Source organism: Achromobacter marplatensis (assembly GCF_002209535.1).
Classification (GTDB): domain Bacteria; phylum Pseudomonadota; class Gammaproteobacteria; order Burkholderiales; family Burkholderiaceae_B; genus Achromobacter; species Achromobacter marplatensis.
The window spans coordinates 365,915-383,947 of sequence record NZ_NJIG01000007.1 but is presented as its reverse complement, the minus strand read 5'-3'; the positions used below and the strand labels follow the sequence as shown (position 1 = coordinate 383,947).

18 protein-coding genes are annotated in these 18,033 nt (G+C 66.4%); 15 read left to right on the top strand and 3 right to left on the bottom strand.

Annotated elements, in window-relative coordinates; translation table 11 throughout:
• Positions 1-10 precede the first annotated feature (10 nt).
• The 3 genes from CEY09_RS19165 to CEY09_RS19155 are packed head-to-tail and all read left to right on the top strand — an operon-like array spanning position 11 to position 2,756.
• Positions 11-745 (top strand): amino acid ABC transporter ATP-binding protein, encoded by a 735-nt coding sequence (locus tag CEY09_RS19165; protein ID WP_006227723.1) that lies wholly within the window; start codon positions 11-13, stop codon positions 743-745.
• A gap of 5 nt (positions 746-750) precedes the next feature.
• On the top strand, positions 751-1,809 hold the full coding sequence (locus tag CEY09_RS19160; RefSeq protein WP_088589879.1) for a threonine aldolase family protein: 1,059 nt from the start codon (positions 751-753) through the stop codon (positions 1,807-1,809).
• A 41-nt stretch (positions 1,810-1,850) separates the two neighbouring features.
• Entirely contained in the window at positions 1,851-2,756 is a 906-nt protein-coding gene (locus CEY09_RS19155) for an EamA family transporter (RefSeq protein WP_088589878.1), read from the top strand.
• A gap of 72 nt (positions 2,757-2,828) precedes the next feature.
• Here CEY09_RS19155 and CEY09_RS19150 read toward each other — a convergent pair whose 3' ends face one another.
• On the bottom strand, positions 2,829-3,125 hold the full coding sequence (locus CEY09_RS19150) for an acylphosphatase (RefSeq protein ID WP_006227726.1): 297 nt from the start codon (positions 3,123-3,125) through the stop codon (positions 2,829-2,831).
• A 161-nt stretch (positions 3,126-3,286) separates the two neighbouring features.
• Here CEY09_RS19150 and CEY09_RS19145 point away from each other — a divergent pair, with 161 nt between their 5' ends.
• Positions 3,287-4,183, top strand: a complete 897-nt coding sequence (locus tag CEY09_RS19145; protein ID WP_088589877.1) for a phytanoyl-CoA dioxygenase family protein — start codon at positions 3,287-3,289, stop codon at positions 4,181-4,183.
• A 206-nt stretch (positions 4,184-4,389) separates the two neighbouring features.
• Complete coding sequence (locus CEY09_RS19140; RefSeq protein ID WP_088589876.1) at positions 4,390-5,553, top strand: alpha-hydroxy acid oxidase; 1,164 nt, start codon at positions 4,390-4,392, stop codon at positions 5,551-5,553.
• 141 nt (positions 5,554-5,694) lie between these two features.
• Here the strand turns inward: CEY09_RS19140 and CEY09_RS19135 are convergent, their stop codons facing one another.
• Positions 5,695-6,537, bottom strand: a complete 843-nt coding sequence (locus CEY09_RS19135; protein ID WP_088589875.1) for an IclR family transcriptional regulator — start codon at positions 6,535-6,537, stop codon at positions 5,695-5,697.
• A 214-nt stretch (positions 6,538-6,751) separates the two neighbouring features.
• On the opposite strand from CEY09_RS19135, the gene CEY09_RS19130 reads away from it, so the two are divergent.
• The 9 genes from CEY09_RS19130 to CEY09_RS19090 all read left to right on the top strand — a co-directional run bounded on the left by CEY09_RS19130 (position 6,752) and on the right by CEY09_RS19090 (position 15,898).
• Positions 6,752-7,819, top strand: coding sequence for an ABC transporter ATP-binding protein (locus tag CEY09_RS19130; RefSeq protein WP_088589874.1), 1,068 nt, complete (start codon positions 6,752-6,754; stop codon positions 7,817-7,819).
• Between the two features lies 1 nt (position 7,820).
• Complete coding sequence (locus CEY09_RS19125; RefSeq protein WP_088589873.1) at positions 7,821-8,708, top strand: ABC transporter permease; 888 nt, start codon at positions 7,821-7,823, stop codon at positions 8,706-8,708.
• A 15-nt stretch (positions 8,709-8,723) separates the two neighbouring features.
• Positions 8,724-9,518 (top strand): ABC transporter permease, encoded by a 795-nt coding sequence (locus CEY09_RS19120; protein ID WP_006227733.1) that lies wholly within the window; start codon positions 8,724-8,726, stop codon positions 9,516-9,518.
• A 37-nt stretch (positions 9,519-9,555) separates the two neighbouring features.
• Positions 9,556-9,897 (top strand): (2Fe-2S)-binding protein, encoded by a 342-nt coding sequence (locus tag CEY09_RS19115; protein ID WP_088589872.1) that lies wholly within the window; start codon positions 9,556-9,558, stop codon positions 9,895-9,897.
• The gene (locus CEY09_RS19110) at positions 9,894-11,279 is read left to right on the top strand and encodes an FAD/NAD(P)-dependent oxidoreductase (RefSeq protein WP_088589871.1); all 1,386 of its coding nucleotides are present in this window, start codon (positions 9,894-9,896) and stop codon (positions 11,277-11,279) included. Before CEY09_RS19115 ends, CEY09_RS19110 begins: the two co-directional genes overlap by 4 nt.
• Positions 11,276-12,448, top strand: a complete 1,173-nt coding sequence (locus tag CEY09_RS19105; RefSeq protein ID WP_088589870.1) for an NAD(P)/FAD-dependent oxidoreductase — start codon at positions 11,276-11,278, stop codon at positions 12,446-12,448. Before CEY09_RS19110 ends, CEY09_RS19105 begins: the two co-directional genes overlap by 4 nt.
• Positions 12,445-13,515: an ABC transporter substrate-binding protein gene (locus tag CEY09_RS19100; protein WP_035214210.1), complete on the top strand. Its 1,071-nt coding sequence runs from the start codon at positions 12,445-12,447 to the stop codon at positions 13,513-13,515. Before CEY09_RS19105 ends, CEY09_RS19100 begins: the two co-directional genes overlap by 4 nt.
• 96 nt (positions 13,516-13,611) lie before the next feature.
• Entirely contained in the window at positions 13,612-14,547 is a 936-nt protein-coding gene (locus CEY09_RS19095; protein ID WP_088589869.1) for a 2-hydroxyacid dehydrogenase, read from the top strand.
• Between the two features lie 517 nt (positions 14,548-15,064).
• On the top strand, positions 15,065-15,898 hold the full coding sequence (locus tag CEY09_RS19090) for an AraC family transcriptional regulator (RefSeq protein ID WP_088589868.1): 834 nt from the start codon (positions 15,065-15,067) through the stop codon (positions 15,896-15,898).
• A 9-nt stretch (positions 15,899-15,907) separates the two neighbouring features.
• Here CEY09_RS19090 and CEY09_RS19085 read toward each other — a convergent pair whose 3' ends face one another.
• Positions 15,908-16,789 (bottom strand): LysR family transcriptional regulator, encoded by an 882-nt coding sequence (locus CEY09_RS19085; protein WP_088589867.1) that lies wholly within the window; start codon positions 16,787-16,789, stop codon positions 15,908-15,910.
• Between the two features lie 174 nt (positions 16,790-16,963).
• Between CEY09_RS19085 and CEY09_RS19080 the strand changes: the two genes are divergently transcribed.
• A complete protein-coding gene (locus CEY09_RS19080) occupies positions 16,964-17,944 on the top strand; it encodes a Bug family tripartite tricarboxylate transporter substrate binding protein (protein ID WP_006227741.1) in 981 nt (326 codons plus the stop codon).
• The last annotated feature ends 89 nt before the right edge of the window (positions 17,945-18,033 follow it).

Sequence of the window (18,033 nt, the reverse complement as noted above, 5' to 3'; positions counted from 1 at the left end):
GACGCCTCCGATGATCGAGATCAACCAGGTCAGCAAGTGGTACGGCACCTTCCAGGTGCTGGATGAATGCACGACGAAGGTCGGCAAAGGCGAGGTCGTGGTGGTCTGCGGGCCGTCGGGCTCCGGCAAGTCGACCCTGATCAAGACCGTGAACGCGCTGGAGCCTTTCCAGAAGGGCGACATCGTGGTCAACGGCATTTCCGTGGGCGATCCCCGCACCAACCTGCCCAAGCTGCGGTCCGTGGCGGGCATGGTGTTCCAGCACTTCGAACTGTTCCCGCACCTGTCGGTGACCGAGAACCTGTGCCTGGGCCAGGTCAAGGTGCTGCGCCGGAGCAAGGACGAGGCCCGCGTTCGGGCGCTGTCGCTGCTTGAGCGCGTGGGCCTGTCGGCGCACAAGGACAAGCATCCCGGCGAACTGTCGGGCGGCCAGCAGCAGCGTGTGGCGATCGCGCGCGCGCTGTCGATGGACCCGGTGGTGATGCTGTTTGACGAGCCGACCTCGGCGCTTGACCCCGAGATGGTCAACGAGGTGCTGGACGTGATGACCGACCTGGCCAGCGAAGGCATGACGATGATGGTGGTGACCCATGAAATGGGATTCGCCCGCCGCGTCGCCGACCGTGTGATTTTCATGGACGGCGGCAAGATCGTCGAAGACTGCGTGAAAGACGCGTTCTTCGGCAATGTGGAGGAGCGTGCCCCGCGCACGCGCCAGTTTCTTTCCAAAATTCTGCAGCACTGAAAGCCATGACCCAGCGGACCCCCGCCGACCTTCCCAGCGCCCCTGTCGACCTGCGCAGCGATACGGTCACCCACCCCACCGCGGCCATGTACGAACGCATGCGCACCGCGCCGATCGGCGATGACGGCCTGGACGGCGACCCGTCCGTGCGTGCGCTGGAAGCGCATGTGGCGGCCCGCCTGGGCAAGGAAGCCGGCCTGTTCGTGCCCAGTTGCACCATGGCCAACCTGTTGGCCGTGCTGGCGCAGACGCAGCGCAACGAGCAGGTCGTGCTGGAGTCGTCCGCCCACATGTACACGTCCGAGCGCGGCGCCGCCACCTTCACGGGCCTGTTCTACCAGGGCGTGTCCGGCACCGACGGCGCCATGGACCTGAACCGGCTGGACGACGCGTTGCTGTCCGGCGGCCATCGGCTGAAGACCTCGCTGGTGGCGATGGAGACCTCGCACAACAACGCCGGGGGCGCGGTGCTGCCGCTGGACCACATGCAGGCGGTGTATGGCATGGCGAATGCCGCCGGCATCCCGGTGCACCTGGACGGCGCGCGCCTCTTCAATGCCGCCGTGGCGCTGGGCGTGCCGGCGGCCGAGATCACGCAGTACGCCGACACGGTGTCGCTGTGCCTGTCCAAGGGGCTGAGCGCACCCGTGGGCGCGGTGCTGGCGGGCAGCAAGGCGGTGATGTCGCGCGCGCGCACCTTGCGCCGCATGCTGGGCGGCACGCAGCGCCAGTCGGGCATCATGGCGGCGGCCGGCCTGGAAGGCGTGCAGTCGATGACCGAACGGCTGGTCGAGGACCATGTCCGTGCCCGCCGGCTGAGCGACGGCATCAACGGCCTGGCGCCCGCGCTGTCGGCCACCGTGCCGCAGACCAACATCGTGCAGGTCGAGACCGCCGGTACCGGCATGACGAACGCCGAATGGGTCGCCGCGCTGCAGGCGCAAGGCCTGCTGACCCGGCCATGGGGCCGCACGCGCCTGCGCTGCGTGACCCACCGCCACATCGACGACGAGGACATCGACATCGCCGTGCAGGCCTTTGCGGCGGTGTTGAAAAAGCACTGAGATCGGGCCGCCGAGGGGGCCGGCGATGCGATAATGCAGGGATGTCCACGACTCACCTAACCCGAAAAGACTATTTCTGCGCATTGGCGGTCGTGGTCATCTGGGGGCTGAATTTTGTTGTCATGAAGGTCGGCATGCGGGGCTTGTCCCCCATGATGCTCGGCGCGCTGCGGTTTGCGCTGGCGGCCTTTCCCCTGATCCTCTTCGTGCGCCGGCCGCAGCTGCCGTGGTACTGGATCGCGGCCTACGGGCTGGTGCAGGGGCTGGGGCAATTCGGCCTGTTGTTCACCGCGCTGAAATTCGGCATGCCGGCAGGGATGGCCTCGCTGGTCATCCAGACCCAGGCGTTCTTCACCTTGCTGCTGGCCGCGCCCGTGTTGGGCGAACGCGCCCGCCGCCATCACTGGATCGGACTGGGTGTTGCCGCGGTGGGGCTGGCGGTGATTGCCGGCGGCCGCGGCGAAGGCCCCGGCCAGATGACGATGCTGGGCTTTGCGCTGACGCTGGGCGGCGCGTTCATGTGGGCGGTCTCCAACCTGATCGTGCGCCTGGCCAGCCGCAAGGCGCCCGGTTACGACCCCTTCGCTTTCATCGCCTGGAGCAGCGCCGCGCCGGTGCTGCCCTTCCTGGGGCTGGCCGTGCTGATCGACGGCTGGGACCCCGTAGTGGGCATGGTGACGGGCATGGGCTGGGGCGAGGCGCTGTCCGTGCTGTACCTGGCGGTGCTGGCGACGCTGGTGGCCTACACCTTGTGGACGCAGTTGCTGACGCGCCATCCGGCCGCCAAGATCGCCCCGTTTTCCCTGCTGGTGCCGGTGGTGGGCCTGTGGGCGGCGTCCATGGCCTTTGGCGAACGGCTGCAGCCGCTGCAATGGGTCGGGGCGGGCTGCGTGCTGGCCGGCCTGGTCATCAATCAGGTGGGCGGGCGCTGGATGCGCACCCGCTGACCTTCCGGTTGGCCCTCGGCTGATCGGATTACGCCATCGCTCCTAGGCGGCGATAGGCGTTTGCCCCTGGGCTTACACCTGCTCGAAACGGATGTAACGCTTGTCGGTGTACTCCCGGCGCGTCGTGATTTCCTGCACGGAAGCGCCCGGCGGGCCGCGCCGCAACCATTCCAGCATGTGGTCCACCTGGTCGGGCGAGCCCTGCACCAGGGCTTCGACCGTGCCGTCCAGCAGATTCTGTACCCATCCCGTCACGCCCAGCATGTGGGCGCGGCGCACGGTCGCGTGGCGGTAGCCCACGCCTTGCACCGTGCCGCTGACGGTGACGAGGACGGTTTCGATATGGGTGTCGGATCGAGGGTCTTGCATGGATATTTCCTTCGGATGATGCGCCGCCGACGCAATGAACGTAGGCGGTTGTGGCTACGGCAGATGGTCTATAGGCCCGGTGGGCACCGAAGCGATACGTTAGAGCTCATGTCAAAACGTGCCAACGGGAACACCCGCTACCAGAGCTTGGAGAAGCCATTATGGAAGAGACCAGTTTGTTGTCGGAAGCAGAGACAGCGCGTTACAGGGATCAGGGCTACCTGGCCCTGAAGGATATGTGCCCGCAGGACGAGGTCGGGTACATCCGCCGGACACTGCTGGACCTGTTTGCGAACAAGACCGGATACAACGAAGGGGCGCAGTACGACTTCGTCAGCCGGGACGATCCGTCCAAGCCGGCCAAGTTTCCCAGCCTGCACGATCCGCGCCATTATGCCCCTGGTCTGCTGAAGACGGCCTATCACGAACGCACGCTGGACCTGGCGCGCCAGCTGCTGGGCGAGGACGCCGCGCTGTACGGCGAACACGCGCTGCTCAAGCCTGGCCCGCACGGCCCGGAAACGCCCTGGCACCAGGATGAGGCGTTCCGGTCGCCGGACTTCATCTACAACGAGCTGAGCATCTGGCTGGCCCTGCAGCCGGCGACGATCGAGAACGGGTGCATGCAGTTCATCCCGGGCTCGAACAAATGGGACGTGCTGGAGCACCGTTCGCCCGGCGGCGACAAGACGCTGCATCCGCTGGAGTGCTGCGGCGACTTTGCGCGCGACCAGGCCGTGGCGGAACCGCTGGACCCCGGCGGCATCACCGTGCACGACGCCCGCACGTTGCATTTCACCGGCCCGAATACGTCGCCGTCGCCGCGGCTGGCGTACATCCTCATCTACAACACCCCGCCCGTCTACAAGCCGGGACGGCGCGAATTCCCGTGGCTGGAAGGCCGCTGGACCGACAGCCAGACCCGCAAGAAGCAATGGCATAAGCGCGGCGGGCTGGCCGTGGATGTGATGCGGCGCCTGCCGGGCGCGCGGCTGACCAGCCCGCGCTGGGTGGCGTGGGCGACGATCCGGGCGGTCAGCAAGGTCTGGCCGAGATAGCTTGGGTGGACAGGGGCCGCAGAGCTCCGGTCCGAGGGGGGCGAACGGGGCCGGCAAGCGACGCTTGCCGGCCTCGGCGCGTATACTGGGCGGCGCCGCGGGGCGAAGCCGCCCCTGCGCAGTGGCGAAGCCGCCGCAGCCGGCGGCACCAGACTCTAGAAAAACGAAACGCAGCTGGCGCACCTCTATCACTCCTCAGACCTCCCATGACCGCTAACCTTTCTACGATCACCTGCATCGAAGATTTGCGCGCCATTGCGCAAAAGCGCGTGCCGCGCATGTTCTACGACTACGCCGATTCCGGCGCCTGGACCGAAGGCACGTACCGCGCCAATGAAAGCGACTTCCAGAAGATCAAGCTGCGCCAGCGCGTGGCGGTGAACATGGAAGGCCGGTCGCTGCGCACCAACCTGGTGGGCCATGACGTCGTGATGCCGCTGGCGATTTCGCCCACCGGCCTGACCGGCATGCAGCATGCTGACGGAGAGATCCTGGCGGCCAAGGCCGCCGCCGACTTCGGCGTGCCCTTCACCTTGTCCACGATGAGCATCTGCTCGCTGGAAGACGTGGCCGAAGCCACCAAAAAGCCGTTCTGGTTCCAGCTCTACGTGATGCGCGACCGCGAATTCGTGGCCAACCTGATCGACCGCGCCAAGGCCGCAGGCTGCACCGCGCTGGTGCTGACGCTGGACCTGCAGATCCTGGGCCAGCGCCACAAGGACATCAAGAACGGCCTGTCGACGCCGCCCAAGCCCACGCTACGCAACCTGATCAACCTGGCGACCAAGCCGCGCTGGTGCATGGGCATGCTGGGCACCAAGCGCCGCACCTTCGGCAACATCGTGGGCCATGCCAAGGGCGTGAGCGACCTGTCGTCGCTGTCGGCGTGGACGGCCGAACAATTCGACCCGCGCCTGAGCTGGGACGACGTGGAATGGATCAAGCAGCGCTGGGGTGGCAAGCTGATCATCAAGGGCATCCTGGATGTGGAAGATGCGCAGATGGCGGCCAATAGCGGCGCCGACGCGCTGATCGTCAGCAATCACGGCGGGCGCCAGCTTGACGGCGCGATGTCGTCGATCGCGGCGCTGCCCTCGATTGCCGACGCGGTGGGCTCGAAGATCGAAGTCTGGATGGACGGCGGCATCCGTTCTGGCCAGGACATCCTGAAGGCCGTGGCGCTGGGCGCGCGTGGCGCAATGATCGGCCGGGCCTTCCTGTACGGCCTGGGCGCTTACGGCCAGGCGGGCGTGACCCGCGTGCTGGAGCTGCTGTACAAGGAAATGGATACGACGATGGCGCTGTGCGGCCGTCGCAATATTGCACCGGGCGACCGCAGCATCCTGTTGCCGGGCACGTATCCGACCTGAACCGGGGGCCTGCGCGCGGCGTGCCGGATTCCGGATTCCGCATGATGGGTTACGCGCGCGGGGCAGCGGTATTCTTGCTTAAAGAGTCTCGCGCTTCACCCATCCTACCGGCCAGCGTTGGGGCCTTCGCGACCACCCCCCTCACCCGGCGTTTCCCGCACCCAGGAACTGGCTCGGGCGCCGTAGCGCCGGGTCGAACGGGTTGATCTGCGCGCCGATGGCGTCGGCCTCGCGGCGCAGCATTTCCACGATCAGCGGCAGGCGTTCGTCATTGATGCGTTCGATGGGGGCGGCCACGCTCAGCGCCGCCACGGTCACGCCATTGGCGTCGTAGACCGGCACCGCCAGCCCGGCGATGTTGGGGAACACGCCCTGCCCCTGGCTGCGCGCGTATCGAAGCTCCAGGCATTCGCGGATGCGCACGCGCATCGAGATCTCGTCCACGAAACCCAGGTGGTGCAGCCGCGGGATGTTGAAGCGGATGACCTCTTCGCGTTCGGCTTCCGGCAGGCCGGCCAGCAGCACCAGGCCGCCCTGGCCCATGCCCAGCGGCACGCGACCACCGATGTCGCCCGTGTGCGAGCGCACCGGGAAGGCGCCGTCGACGCGGTCCACGCAGACCGCGTCGAAACCGCTGCGCACCAACAGGAAGATCGTGTCGTTCAGCATGCCCGACAAGCGCAGCAAGGCAGGCCGGTACAACGAGCGCAGGCTGGACTGGTGCGTGCCGGCAGCTGCCGCCAGCGAGAAGAACGCCACGCTGAGCTGGTAACCCTTGCTTTGGGCGGGCTGCTCCACCACGCCCTCCTGCATCAACCCTTGCAGCACGCGATGCACCGTTGCCTGCGCCTGGCCGGTGCGGGCGGCGATGTCGGTCAGGCGCAGCTTTTCCCCTTTGGCGTCGGCCAGCACGCGCAAGACGGCAAAGGCCCGCTGCAAGACGCCCTGGGCGGCAGATTCGTCGCTGGTTTCTGATTTCTTCATTCTTGGGTTCCGATAATCAAAATTACTAGACATGTTTTTATCAAAAAATTCGATTGAATGGAATTGTTAGATAAAAAATTCGATTCTTCGGAAAACCCTAATTGACCCCGGGTTTTGGCCAAACCTAGACTGCCTCATCGAATAAGCCGCCAGGGCGCCTGTGAAGGGGCCACGCTGGGGCGCACGGCCTGCGACGGGCTACGGGGTTTGGAATATGTCATTTCTGCGGCTGGACAACGTCTCCAAGAACTATGGCGACCTGCGCGTCGTTTCCGACTTGAGCCTGGCGGTTGAACAAGGCGAGTTCGTCTCGCTGCTGGGGCCCTCCGGTTGCGGCAAGACGACGACGTTGCAGATGATCGCCGGCTTTGCCGACGTGACCCGGGGCACCATCACGCTGGACGGGCGCGACATCACCCACGCCAAGCCGAACACGCGCGGCCTGGGGATCGTGTTCCAGAGCTACGCGCTGTTCCCGCACCTGACCGTCACCGACAACGTGGCCTTTGGCCTGAAGATGCGCAACGTCGAACGCAGCGAGCGCCAGGCGCGCGTGCGCGAGGCGCTGGCGCTGGTGAAGCTGGACAAGCATGCCGACCGCTTTCCGCGCGAGCTCTCCGGCGGGCAGCGCCAACGCGTGGCGCTGGCGCGCGCGCTGGTCATCCGGCCGCCCGTGCTGCTGCTGGACGAACCGTTGTCCAACCTGGACGCCAAGCTGCGCGAAGAGATGCAGTTCGAACTGCGCAGCATCCAGAAGAAGATCGGCACGACGACGGTGATGGTCACGCACGACCAGGCCGAAGCGCTGTCGATCAGCGACCGCGTCGTGGTCATGCAGGACGGCCGCGCGACCCAGGTGGATGCGCCCTTCCGCATGTACGAGCATCCGCAGACCGAATTCATTTCGCGTTTCGTGGGCAAGACCAATCTGCTGGCTGGCCGTGTCACGCGCTGCGGCGCGCAGGCCGAAATCGAGACCGGCGCCCTGAGCGTCGTGGTGGACGGCGAAGGCCTGCGCCATGGGGATAACGTGCAGCTGTCGCTGCGCCCCGAAAAGCTGGTGCCGGTGCCGGCGGGCCAAGGCAAGCTGTCCTGTGTCGTCAACACGCGCTATTTCCTGGGCAGCCAGTGGATGTACGACCTGGATTCGCCGGTGGGCGCACTGACCGTGCTCACGCCTAACGACGGCCGCCGTCCGCACGACGACGGCGAGGCCATCGGCCTGGACTGGGCCGAAGGCGTCTTGCGCGTGCTGCGCGCGCCCGCGCAGAAAGAGGCCTGACATGGCGACGCTGACGCAACCGGGCGCCGCCACCGGGCCCAAGCCGCGCAATGAAGGGCTGCTTGCCATCCTGGGCTCCATCCCGCTGGCCATCGTCTTTTTGACGCTGGTGCTGACGCCGCTGGCGCTGACCTTCGTGCTGTCTTTCCGCCCGTTCGATTATGGCGCGGGCGTTCTGCCCGGCCTGACCATCGAACACTATCTGGCGGTCGTCACCGACAGCTATTTCCTGGAAATCTTCTGGCGCACGTTTTGGATCGCGGGCGTCACCACGCTGATCTGCGTGCTGATCGGTGCACCCGAGGCCTACATCCTGTCGCGCATGGGCAAGCCCTGGCGCTCAATCTTCCTGTTGGTGGTGCTGTCGCCGCTGTTGATTTCGCTGGTGGTGCGCGCCTTCGGCTGGAGCATGCTGCTGGGCCCGAGCGGGGCCATCGGCCGCGCGGCCGCCGCGTTGGGGCTGGGGCCGCTGCTGTACACGCCCACCGCCGTCATCATCGGCCTGGTGCACGTGATGCTGCCCTTCATGGTCATCCCCATCTGGACGTCCCTGCAGAAGTTGGACCCCACGGTGGAACACGCCGCGCTGTCGCTGAACGCGTCGCGCTTCCAGACGCTGACGCGCATCGTGCTGCCCCAGGCGATGCCGGGCATCCTGTCGGGCAGCCTGATCGTGTTCGGCCTGTCGGCAAGCTCATTCGCGATTCCTGCGTTGCTGGGCGGACGCCGCCTGAAGATGGTGGCAACCGTCGTGTACGACGAATTCCTGACCGAGCTGAACTGGCCGCTGGGCGCGGCCATCGCGATCGTGCTGCTGGTGGTGAACGTGATCATCATGATGGCGTACAACCGCGTCGTGGAACGCTCCTACCGCCGCAGCCTGGGCTAACGCAAAGGAATCGACATGCAGAAGAACGGTCCTATCGCGCTGGCGTTCAACTTCCTGGTGGTGGCGTTCGTGCTGGCGCCGCTCGTCATCGTGTGCCTGGTGGCGTTCACGCCGGACACCACGCTCACGGTGCCGACCACGAGCTTTTCGCTGCGCTGGTTCCGCGCGGTGTTCGACCACCCCAATTTCATGCAGGCCTTCCAGAACAGCCTGTGGCTGGCGTTCCTGTCGGCCACCATCGCGGTGTGCCTGGCGGTGCCCGCGGCGATTGCCATCACGCGCTACCGCTTTCCGGGGCGCGACGTGCTGAACGGCCTGTTCCTGTCGCCGTTGATGATTCCTCACCTGGTGCTGGGCGTAGCCCTGCTGCGCTTTTTTGCGCTGATGGGCATGGCGGGCAGCTTCCCGTGGCTGGTGGCCGCGCACGTGGTGGTCATCACGCCGTACGTCATGCGGCTGGTGATCGGCGCGCTGGTGGGCTTTGACCGGTCCATCGAACACGCCGCGCTGTCGCTGGGCGCCAGCCGCGCCACGGTGTTCTTCCAGGTGACGCTGCCGCTGATCATTCCGGGCGTGTCGGGCGGCTGGCTGCTGGCCTTCATCAACAGTTTCGATGAACTGACGATGTCGGTGTTCATTACCGCGCCGTCGACCATCACGCTGCCCGTGCGCATGTACATGTACGCCACCGAATCCATCGACCCGATGATGGCGGCCGTATCCGCGCTGGTCATCGGGCTGACCGCGGTCACCATGCTGCTGCTGGACCGCGTGTATGGCCTGGACCGTGTGCTGGTGGGGCAGAAATGAAGCGTGCGCTTACGGCGAAGAGAGAGGCGCCGGCATCATGGCAATACTGAAACGCCTGGCCGAAACAGCCCGGCCCCCCGTTCCGTTCACGCTGGACGGCCAGGCCTGTACGGCCCTGGCCGGTGACACGGTGCTGACCGCCGTGCTGACGCAAGCCGACCGCGTACGCCACTCGGAATTTGGCGGTGCCCCGCGCGCGGGCTTCTGCATGATGGGCGCCTGCCAGGACTGCTGGATGCAGCTGGAAGACGGGTCGCGCGTGCGCGCGTGTTCCACGCTGATCGAGCCGGGCATGCGCTTGCAGACCACGCCGCTCGCGCCCGCTGCGGCGCCCGGCACGCTGGCCGCCGCAGCGTGGCCGGAGGATGACGCGCCATGAGCATGGTGATGCCCGTTATCGTCGGCGCCGGACCGGCAGGCGTGCGTGCGGCCGAAGCGCTGGTTGCGCAGGGCCTGCGGCCCGTGGTCCTGGACGAAGCGCCGCGCGCAGGCGGCCAGATCTACCGGCAGCCGCCCCAGGGATTCCAACGCTCCAAGCAGGAACTGTACGGTTTCGAGCACCGCAAGGCCGACGCCGTGCACCGCGCCATGGCCGCCTTGCTGCCGCAGGTGGACTACCGCCCCGGCAGCCTGGTGTGGAACGTGGACGGCAAGACGCTGGACGTCCTGCAGGACGGGGTCAGCACGGCCGTGCCGTACACGCACCTGATCCTGGCCACGGGCGCCACCGACCGCGTGCTGCCCTTTCCCGGTTGGCTGACCCCAGGCGTCTACACCCTGGGCGGATCGCAGGTAGCCTTGAAGTACCAGGGCTGCGCCATCGGCGCGCGAGTCGTCTTCCTTGGCACGGGCCCTTTGCTGTATCTGGTGGCGTATCAATATGCCAAGGCCGGTGCGCAGGTGGCCGCGGTGCTGGACACGTCGCGCGCGGCCGGCCGCCGTGCGGCCGTGCCGGGCATGCTGCGCGCACCCGGCCTGCTGGCCAAGGGGCTGTATTACATGGCGTGGCTGCGTGCGCATGGCGTGCCGTTGCGTAGCGGCGTGCGGCCGGTAGCGGTGCAAGGCAAGGAACGCGTGACGGGGCTGACCTATCGCCAGGGCGCACGCACGCACACGGTCGAATGCGATGCCCTGGCCTATGGGCTGGCATTGCGTTCCGAAACCCAGCTGGCCAGCCTTGCCGGCTGCGAATTCGAATTCAATACGCGTGACCGGAACTGGACACCGCGCCGCGACGCCGCCGGTCGCAGCAGCGTGCCGGGCGTGTACGTGGCGGGCGACGGCGCCGCGATCGCCGGGGCGGATGCCGCGGAACTGGCGGGCGAACGCGCCGCGCTGGCGCTGCTGGAAGATATCGATCGCCCGCATGATGCGCAGCGCGCCCGTACTCTGGAAGCGCAACTGGCTGCCAACAGCCGCCTGCGCACGGCGCTGGAGCGCGCGTTCCCCTTTCCCGAAGATTGGGCCCAAGGCATCGCCGACGACACCGTCGTTTGCCGCTGCGAGGAAGTCACAGCCGGCACGTTGCGCCAGGCCGTCAACGACACGGCCGCGCAGGAACTGAACCGCTTGAAGGCGCTGACGCGCGTGGGCATGGGCCGCTGCCAGGGCCGCATGTGTGGCGCGGCCGCGGCCGAGGTGCTGGCCCATGCATGCGGCCGCTCGCCTGCCGAGGTCGGGCGCCTGCGCAACCAGCCGCCCGTCAAACCCGTGCCGGTGCGCGTGGTGTGCCTGGAACGCCGGGAAAAGGTGCCGTCATGACGCAGCGTATCGACACCGAAGTCGCCATCATCGGCGGGGGCATCGTCGGCGGCAGCGCGGCGCTGTTCCTGCGCCGTCAGGGCGTGCCCGTCGTGCTGCTGGAAGCCGGGCTGTGCGGCGCACGCGCCAGCGGCGTGAACTACGGCGGCGTGCGCCGCCAGGGCCGCGGGATCGAGCAGATGCCGCTGACGCAGCGCGCGCACGAACTCTGGGGCCAGTTGCCGGCGCTGATCGGCATCGACGGCGAGTACGTGCGTTCGGGCCATTTGAAGCTTGCGGCGTCGGAGGCCGACATGGCATTGCTGGAGGCCTACCGCGAACGCACGCGGGGCTTTGGCATGCATCTGGAAATGCTGGACCGCCGCGCCCTGGCGCGCCGCTTCGGCTGGCTGGGCGAGCATGTTGCGGGCGGGTCGTTCTGCCCCGACGACGGTCATGCGAATCCGCGTCTGGTGTCGCCCGCCTTCGGGCGCGCGGCCGGGGCCTTGGGTGCGGACGTGCGCGAAGGCGTACGCGTAGCGTCCGCGGAACATGATGGCGCACGTTTCATCCTGCGCACGGACGACGGGCTGGAAGTGCGGTCGCGCTACTTGCTCAATTGCGCGGGGGCGTGGGCCGGACGCTTTGCCGAAGGCTTCGGCGAGCCCGTGCCCGAAACCTCCATTCATCCGCTGATGATGGTGACCGAACCGTTGCCGGTGTTCATGAGCGTCAGCCTGGGCATACAGGGCGGCGGCATCTATGCGCGCCAGGTAGCGCGCGGCAACTGCGTCATCGGCGGGGGCCGCGGCGTGTCGTCCGATCCCGATTTCGCGCGGCCGGGCCGCGCCGGGCTGGGCACGCTGATGGCCAACGCCACGAAGCTGCTGCCGGTGTTGCGCGGTGCGCAAGTCATCCGATTCTGGACGGGCGTGGAGGGAAACATGCCCGACCACAACCCGGTGCTGGGGCCGAGCGCCACCGTGCCCGGCCTGTTCCATGCCTTCGGGCTGTCGGGGGCGGGTTTCCAGATCGGCCCCGCCGTGGGCGAAGTGCTGTCCGAACTGGTCGTGCGCGGCCAGTCCTCCATTCCTATCGATGCCTTCCGCATTGAACGGTACACGGCCGCCGCTCACGGCGCCGCGGGCCGGCCTGAGAGTGTTCGTGAGCAAACGCTGGAGTCACCATGATGGATAAGAAACAGGGCGCATCGCGCCTGAGCAAGGGGAAGTGGCTGCTGGGCGCGGCGATGATGACGTTGCTGTCCGCGGGCGCCATGGCGCAGCAGAAGACGCTGTACGTCGGCATGAACGGCGGCGACATGGAGCGCGCCTTCACGCAGTACGTGTTCCCGGATTTCGAGAAAGCCAACAACGTGAAGATCGTCGTGGTGCCGGGCACCTCGACGGACGTGCTGGCGAAAGCGCAGGCCTACAAGGACAAGCCGCAGATGCACGTCATGTTCCTGGATGACGGCATCATGGCGCGCGCGATCTCGATGGGCCTGTGCGAACAGCTGAACGACGACCCCGTGCTGAAAGAGCTGTACCCCACCGCCGTGATGAAGGATCGCATGGCGGCCGGCATCGACATCGGCATGACGGGCCTGGGCTACAACACCAAGATGTTCGCCGACCGCGGCTGGGCGCCGCCCACGTCGTGGATGGACCTGGCTGACCCGAAGTACAAGGGCAAGGTCGTGTTCCAGTCCGCCTCCGGCAGCACTTTCGGCCTGCACGGCTTCCTGATGTTCAACCGCATCCAGGGCGGCGACGACAAGAACTACGAGCCGGGCTTCAAGAAGTGGCCCGAGACCATCGGCCCCAACGTGCTGGAATACATCCCCAATTCGGCCAAGCTGGCCGAGATGATCCAGTCCAACGAAGCCGCCATCTTCCCGCTGACGCCCACGGCGATCGCCCGCTTGAAGAAGCGCGACATCCCGGTGGAATACGCGCAGCCCAAGGAAGGCTCGGTGATCCTGATGGTGGGCGAATGCGTCATCGCCAAGAACAGCGAGCCCGAACTGTCGCAGAAACTGGCGCTGTACCTGTTGTCGGCCAGCGCCCAGGCGAAGGCGCTGGAAATGGGCGGACACTTCCCGTCCAATAAGAACGTCCAGGCGCAGGCGGATAACGCCGACGCGCTCAAGCGCTTCCAGGGCTACATGGAAAATGCCAAGATCCTGGACTGGGATCAGATCAACACGACTCGGCCCGCATTCAACGCGCGCTGGAACCGCACTGTCGAACGTTGATAAGATCTTGCGGCGCGCCGCCTGTGGATAAACCGCAGGCGCGCACCGCGCACAGCCTGGGCGCCTGGCGCGCCCGCAGACAGGGGAAAGATCCGCATGCGGCTCATCATCAATTCCGGCGGCCCATCCGCGATCGACGCGTGGCGCGAGCAGTTCCGCGCGTTTGCACCCGACCTGGACGTGGTGGGCTGGCATGAAGACATCGACCCCGCCACCGTCGACTACGCGCTGGTCTGGGCCCCCGACGCCGGCCGTCTGGCCACCTTCACGCGCCTGAAACTCATCATCAGCGCCGGCGCTGGCGTCGACCACATCCTGGCCGACCCGCACCTGCCGCGCCACCTGTCCATCGCCCGCATGGTCACGGCCCGCACCCGCACCGAAATGGCCGAGTTCGTGCTGACCTCCGCGCTGATGCTGACGCGCGACATCAAGCGGGTTGTGGACAACCAGGCGCGCCGCCACTGGGAGCTGTTCGACTCCCTGCGCGTTGCAGCCGACATGCGCGTGGGCATCATGGGCCTGGGCCACCTGGGCGTCGCCGCCGCCCAACTCCTGACCCGCGTCGGCTTCCCCGTCACCGGCTGGTCACGCGGGGCCAGCACGCTGGAAGGCCTGCCCTCCTACGCCGGCCAGGAGCAGTTCGGAGAATTCCTGGCAGGCACCGACCTCCTCGTCTGCCTGCTGCCCGCCACGGACGCCACCAAGGGCATCCTCAACACCGCCACGCTATCGCAATTGCCCCGCGGCGCCAGCCTGATCAACGCCGGCCGCGGATCGCACATGGTCACCCAAGACGTCATCGACGCCCTGGACAGCGGCCAACTGCACCAAGCCGTGCTCGACGTCTTCGAACAAGAACCGCTGGCCGAAGACTCCCCGTTGTGGACCCACCCCGGCATCATCATCACGCCGCATTGCGCCGCGATCCCCGACCGCAAGGAACGCGCGAGACACACTGCATTGCTGATCGAGGCCAACGAACGCGGCGAAGCATTGCCGAACATCTACGACCCGCAGCGCGGGTATTGATTGCGCGGCGGATATTGATCCCGCAAGCATGATGGGTTACGCGCGTTCCGCATCGTCGCAATAACCCGACCGGAACGCGCTCCACCCATCCTACGGGTGAACGGATCGACCGAGCAACGGATCGTCGCCGCGATGGGTCAACGGATCAACGCAGCGGCAGGTCAACGGCTCAACGCAGCGACGAATCAACGATTCAACGGTCCAACAACTCAACGACCCAAGACACCCAACGGCCTTCGAGGGCACGTACCCGCATCCCTCCGACGCAAGACACCGCGTAAGCCCCAAAAAGCCGCCTGCGCGGCCGGCCTGGGGCGGGCACCGCAAGATCCTCCACCATCCCCCGTTCGTGGTGAGAACCCCAAGCAAGAAATCCGCCCCAGCTGACGCGAGATTGCTATTGCCACACCAGGCGTCAAAAGAACACGCCCCTCCCCGACAACTACAACAATTCCCCCAAGAAAAACCGCAAAATCTGCAAACCCCCCAAAGCTACATTGCCCTCCAAGGAGCAAGCATGAAGCCCGAAACCCGAACCCTCTACTCCCAACGCCTCGACCCCGTCCTGCGCTGGCTGGCCTCTCACCCGGACGCCGACCCTGACCTGCACCGTCTGGCTGACCTGGCCTGCCTGTCCCCCTATCACTTCCATCGCGTCTACCGCGCTATGATGGGGGAAACCGTCAACGCCACCGTCCAGCGCATCCGCATGCATCGCGCCGCGGTTGCGCTGGCGGGGTCCCAGGCACCGTTGAGGGACGTTGCGCAACGCGCCGGCTACGAATCCGACGCCGCGTTCAACCGGGCGTTCGGCGCCGTATTCGGCATTTCGCCGGGCCGGTACCGGGCGGCGCGCTCCCAACCCCTCGACTCCCAGGAGCTTGCCATGTACCCCGTTGCCATCGAACACTTCCCCGGCGTCACGCTGGCCGCGCTGCCGCACCGCGGCAGCTATCAAGAAATTGGTACCGTCTTCAGCCGCGCCTTCATGCTGGCCATCGGCCGGGGCATCGCCAACCCGGCGACCGTCGGCTTCGGCGTGTACTTCGACGACCCCGAACAAGTGCCGGAAAGCCAGCTGCGTTCGCTGGCCGGCATGCCGGTCGCACCCGATGCGGAATTGGGCAGTGAGCTGGAACGCTTCGAGATCCCGGCCGGCCGCTGCGCGATTCTTACCTACACCGGCCCCTACAACGAAATGGGCAAGCCCTATAACTGGCTGTTCTCGGAATGGCTGCCCGCCAGCGGCATGGTGCCGGCCGACTTCCCCATGTTCGAGCAATACATGAACGACCCCCGTACCACCCCGCCCGCGCAGTTGCAGACGCGCATCTGCCTGCCGCTGAAATAAGCGCCGCGCCTACCCCAGCACGCCGGCCAGGTACTGCCTGAGCCAGGCGTGCGCGGGATCGTCCTGATAGCGCTCGTGCCAGTACAGCGACACGGCGATCGGCGGCAGTGTCAGCGGTACCTTCAACGTGACGATGCGTGCCGCGCCCGTCATCGCACGCGCGATGCTGACCGGCATCGTCGCAATCAGGTCCGAACCTTCCACGATGAACGGGCAGACCAGATAGCTGGACAACGTCGCCACGATCTTGCGGCTGCGGTTCTGTCCCATCAGGATGCGGTCGATCGCGGTACTGAAATAGCGCGTGTGCGCCGCCAGGTCCAGGTGGCCATAGCGCAGATAAGCATCCAGGTTCCAACGCTTTCGCAGGCACGGATGCCCTTCGCGCACGATGCAGACCGCCGGCTCCTGGTACAGGAAACGCGTGCGCAGATCCGGGGCCGGATCCGGAAAATAGCCTGCGATCAATTCCACGTGATTCGTGTCCAGCATGCTCAGGCCGTGCTGCGGGCGCGCCGGCACGATCTGCAACTGGAAGTGCGGTGCGTCCACCGACAGCCGCGGGATCAGCTTGGGCAACAGCGTGAACTGCACATAGTCCGTGGCATAGAACGTCAGCGTGCGCGACGAATGCGCCGGGTCGAAAGCCTCGCGGGTGCGCGTGGCGCGGTGCCAGCTTTCCAGGAACGGCTTGAAATTCTGATGCAGCTCCATCGCCCGCAACGTGGGCTGCCACGCGCCGCCCTCGCGCACCAGCAAGGGGTCGCCGAACAGCTGGCGCAGCCGGTTCATCGCCGCGCTCATCGCCGGCTGGCTGATGTTCAGTTGCTCGGCCGCCCGTGACACGTTGCGGCACGCCATCAGGGCATCGAAATGCAGAAGCAGATTCAAGTCCGGATTCTTCACGGCCGCACACCTATAAATGGCAGTTATACAAATATAAACCTGTAGGGCTGCTGTCATTGAACCCGCAGGCCTAGCATGGCCTTGTTGTTGCAGCGAACCAAGGCCGGACACGCATGATCCGGCCACAAGGAAGTTCTATCAACAAGGGGAAACCAAGCCATGAACCAAGGGCTGATACGCAGTTGCTGTCGCATTGCCGCCGGGGTCGCGTTGTTTGCGGCAGCCGGATCGGCCAGCGCCGCCTGGCCGGATAAAGTGATTCGCATCGTGGTGCCGTTCGCGGCCGGCGGGTCCACCGACCTGATCGCGCGCAAGGTGGCCGAAGGACTGGGCCAGCGCCTGTCCGCCAACGTCATCGTCGAAAACCGACCCGGCGCAGGCGGCACCGTGGGCACCGAGTACGTCGCCCGGCAGCCGGCCGACGGCTACACCATCCTGATGGGCTCGGTCAGCACGCACGGCAGCGCGCCGTGCGTGTATTCCAAGCTGCCTTACGACGCGGTGAAGGACTTCACGCCGCTGACCGTGGTGGCCACGATTCCCAACGTGATGTCGGTCAACCAGTCGGTGCCTGCCAACACCTTGCCGGAGTTCGTGGCGCTGTTGAAGAAGGACCCCGAGAAGTACTCCTTCGCGTCCAACGGCCAGGGCACGTCCAACCACCTTGCGGCCGAACTCTTCAAGACCACCGCCGGCGTGTCCATGGTGCACGTGCCCTACCGCGGTTCGGGTCCGGCGCTGATCGATCTGGTCGGCGGCCAGATCAACATGATGGTGGACGTGGTGATGACGTCCTACCCGTACATCAAGGACGGCAAGATCAAGGCGCTGGCGGTGACCTCGCCGCAGCGTTCGCCGATGTTGCCCGATGTGCCGACCGTGGCGGAATCCGGCTATCCGGGCTACGAGGCCATGGTGTGGTTCGGCATGCTGGCGCCAGCCGGCCTGCCCGAACCGCTGCGCGCAAAGCTTACCGACGGCCTGGTGCAGACCCTGCACGCGCCCGCCATGAAGACTTATCTGGAGCAGCAAGGCGCCCAGGTCTCGGACGTGGCGGGACCGGCTTTCGGCACGATGATCAAGGACGAAATCAGCAAGTGGTGCCAGGTGGTGAAGAAGGCTGACATCCGCCTGGACTGACCCTTCCCGACCCGTTTGCGCCGCCGGTAGTCAACACGCGCCGGGGCATCAGACCCGCTGGCACGCGCGGCGGTCGGGACTTCTCTTGC

Coding starts and splice junctions, on each gene's coding strand:
- CEY09_RS19165 (WP_006227723.1), top strand. CDS start 11: ATGATCGAGATCAACCAGGTCAGCAAGTGGTACGGCACCTTCCAGGTG.
- CEY09_RS19160 (WP_088589879.1), top strand. CDS start 751: ATGACCCAGCGGACCCCCGCCGACCTTCCCAGCGCCCCTGTCGACCTG.
- CEY09_RS19155 (WP_088589878.1), top strand. CDS start 1,851: ATGTCCACGACTCACCTAACCCGAAAAGACTATTTCTGCGCATTGGCG.
- CEY09_RS19150 (WP_006227726.1), bottom strand. CDS start 3,125: ATGCAAGACCCTCGATCCGACACCCATATCGAAACCGTCCTCGTCACC.
- CEY09_RS19145 (WP_088589877.1), top strand. CDS start 3,287: ATGGAAGAGACCAGTTTGTTGTCGGAAGCAGAGACAGCGCGTTACAGG.
- CEY09_RS19140 (WP_088589876.1), top strand. CDS start 4,390: ATGACCGCTAACCTTTCTACGATCACCTGCATCGAAGATTTGCGCGCC.
- CEY09_RS19135 (WP_088589875.1), bottom strand. CDS start 6,537: ATGAAGAAATCAGAAACCAGCGACGAATCTGCCGCCCAGGGCGTCTTG.
- CEY09_RS19130 (WP_088589874.1), top strand. CDS start 6,752: ATGTCATTTCTGCGGCTGGACAACGTCTCCAAGAACTATGGCGACCTG.
- CEY09_RS19125 (WP_088589873.1), top strand. CDS start 7,821: ATGGCGACGCTGACGCAACCGGGCGCCGCCACCGGGCCCAAGCCGCGC.
- CEY09_RS19120 (WP_006227733.1), top strand. CDS start 8,724: ATGCAGAAGAACGGTCCTATCGCGCTGGCGTTCAACTTCCTGGTGGTG.
- CEY09_RS19115 (WP_088589872.1), top strand. CDS start 9,556: ATGGCAATACTGAAACGCCTGGCCGAAACAGCCCGGCCCCCCGTTCCG.
- CEY09_RS19110 (WP_088589871.1), top strand. CDS start 9,894: ATGAGCATGGTGATGCCCGTTATCGTCGGCGCCGGACCGGCAGGCGTG.
- CEY09_RS19105 (WP_088589870.1), top strand. CDS start 11,276: ATGACGCAGCGTATCGACACCGAAGTCGCCATCATCGGCGGGGGCATC.
- CEY09_RS19100 (WP_035214210.1), top strand. CDS start 12,445: ATGATGGATAAGAAACAGGGCGCATCGCGCCTGAGCAAGGGGAAGTGG.
- CEY09_RS19095 (WP_088589869.1), top strand. CDS start 13,612: ATGCGGCTCATCATCAATTCCGGCGGCCCATCCGCGATCGACGCGTGG.
- CEY09_RS19090 (WP_088589868.1), top strand. CDS start 15,065: ATGAAGCCCGAAACCCGAACCCTCTACTCCCAACGCCTCGACCCCGTC.
- CEY09_RS19080 (WP_006227741.1), top strand. CDS start 16,964: ATGAACCAAGGGCTGATACGCAGTTGCTGTCGCATTGCCGCCGGGGTC.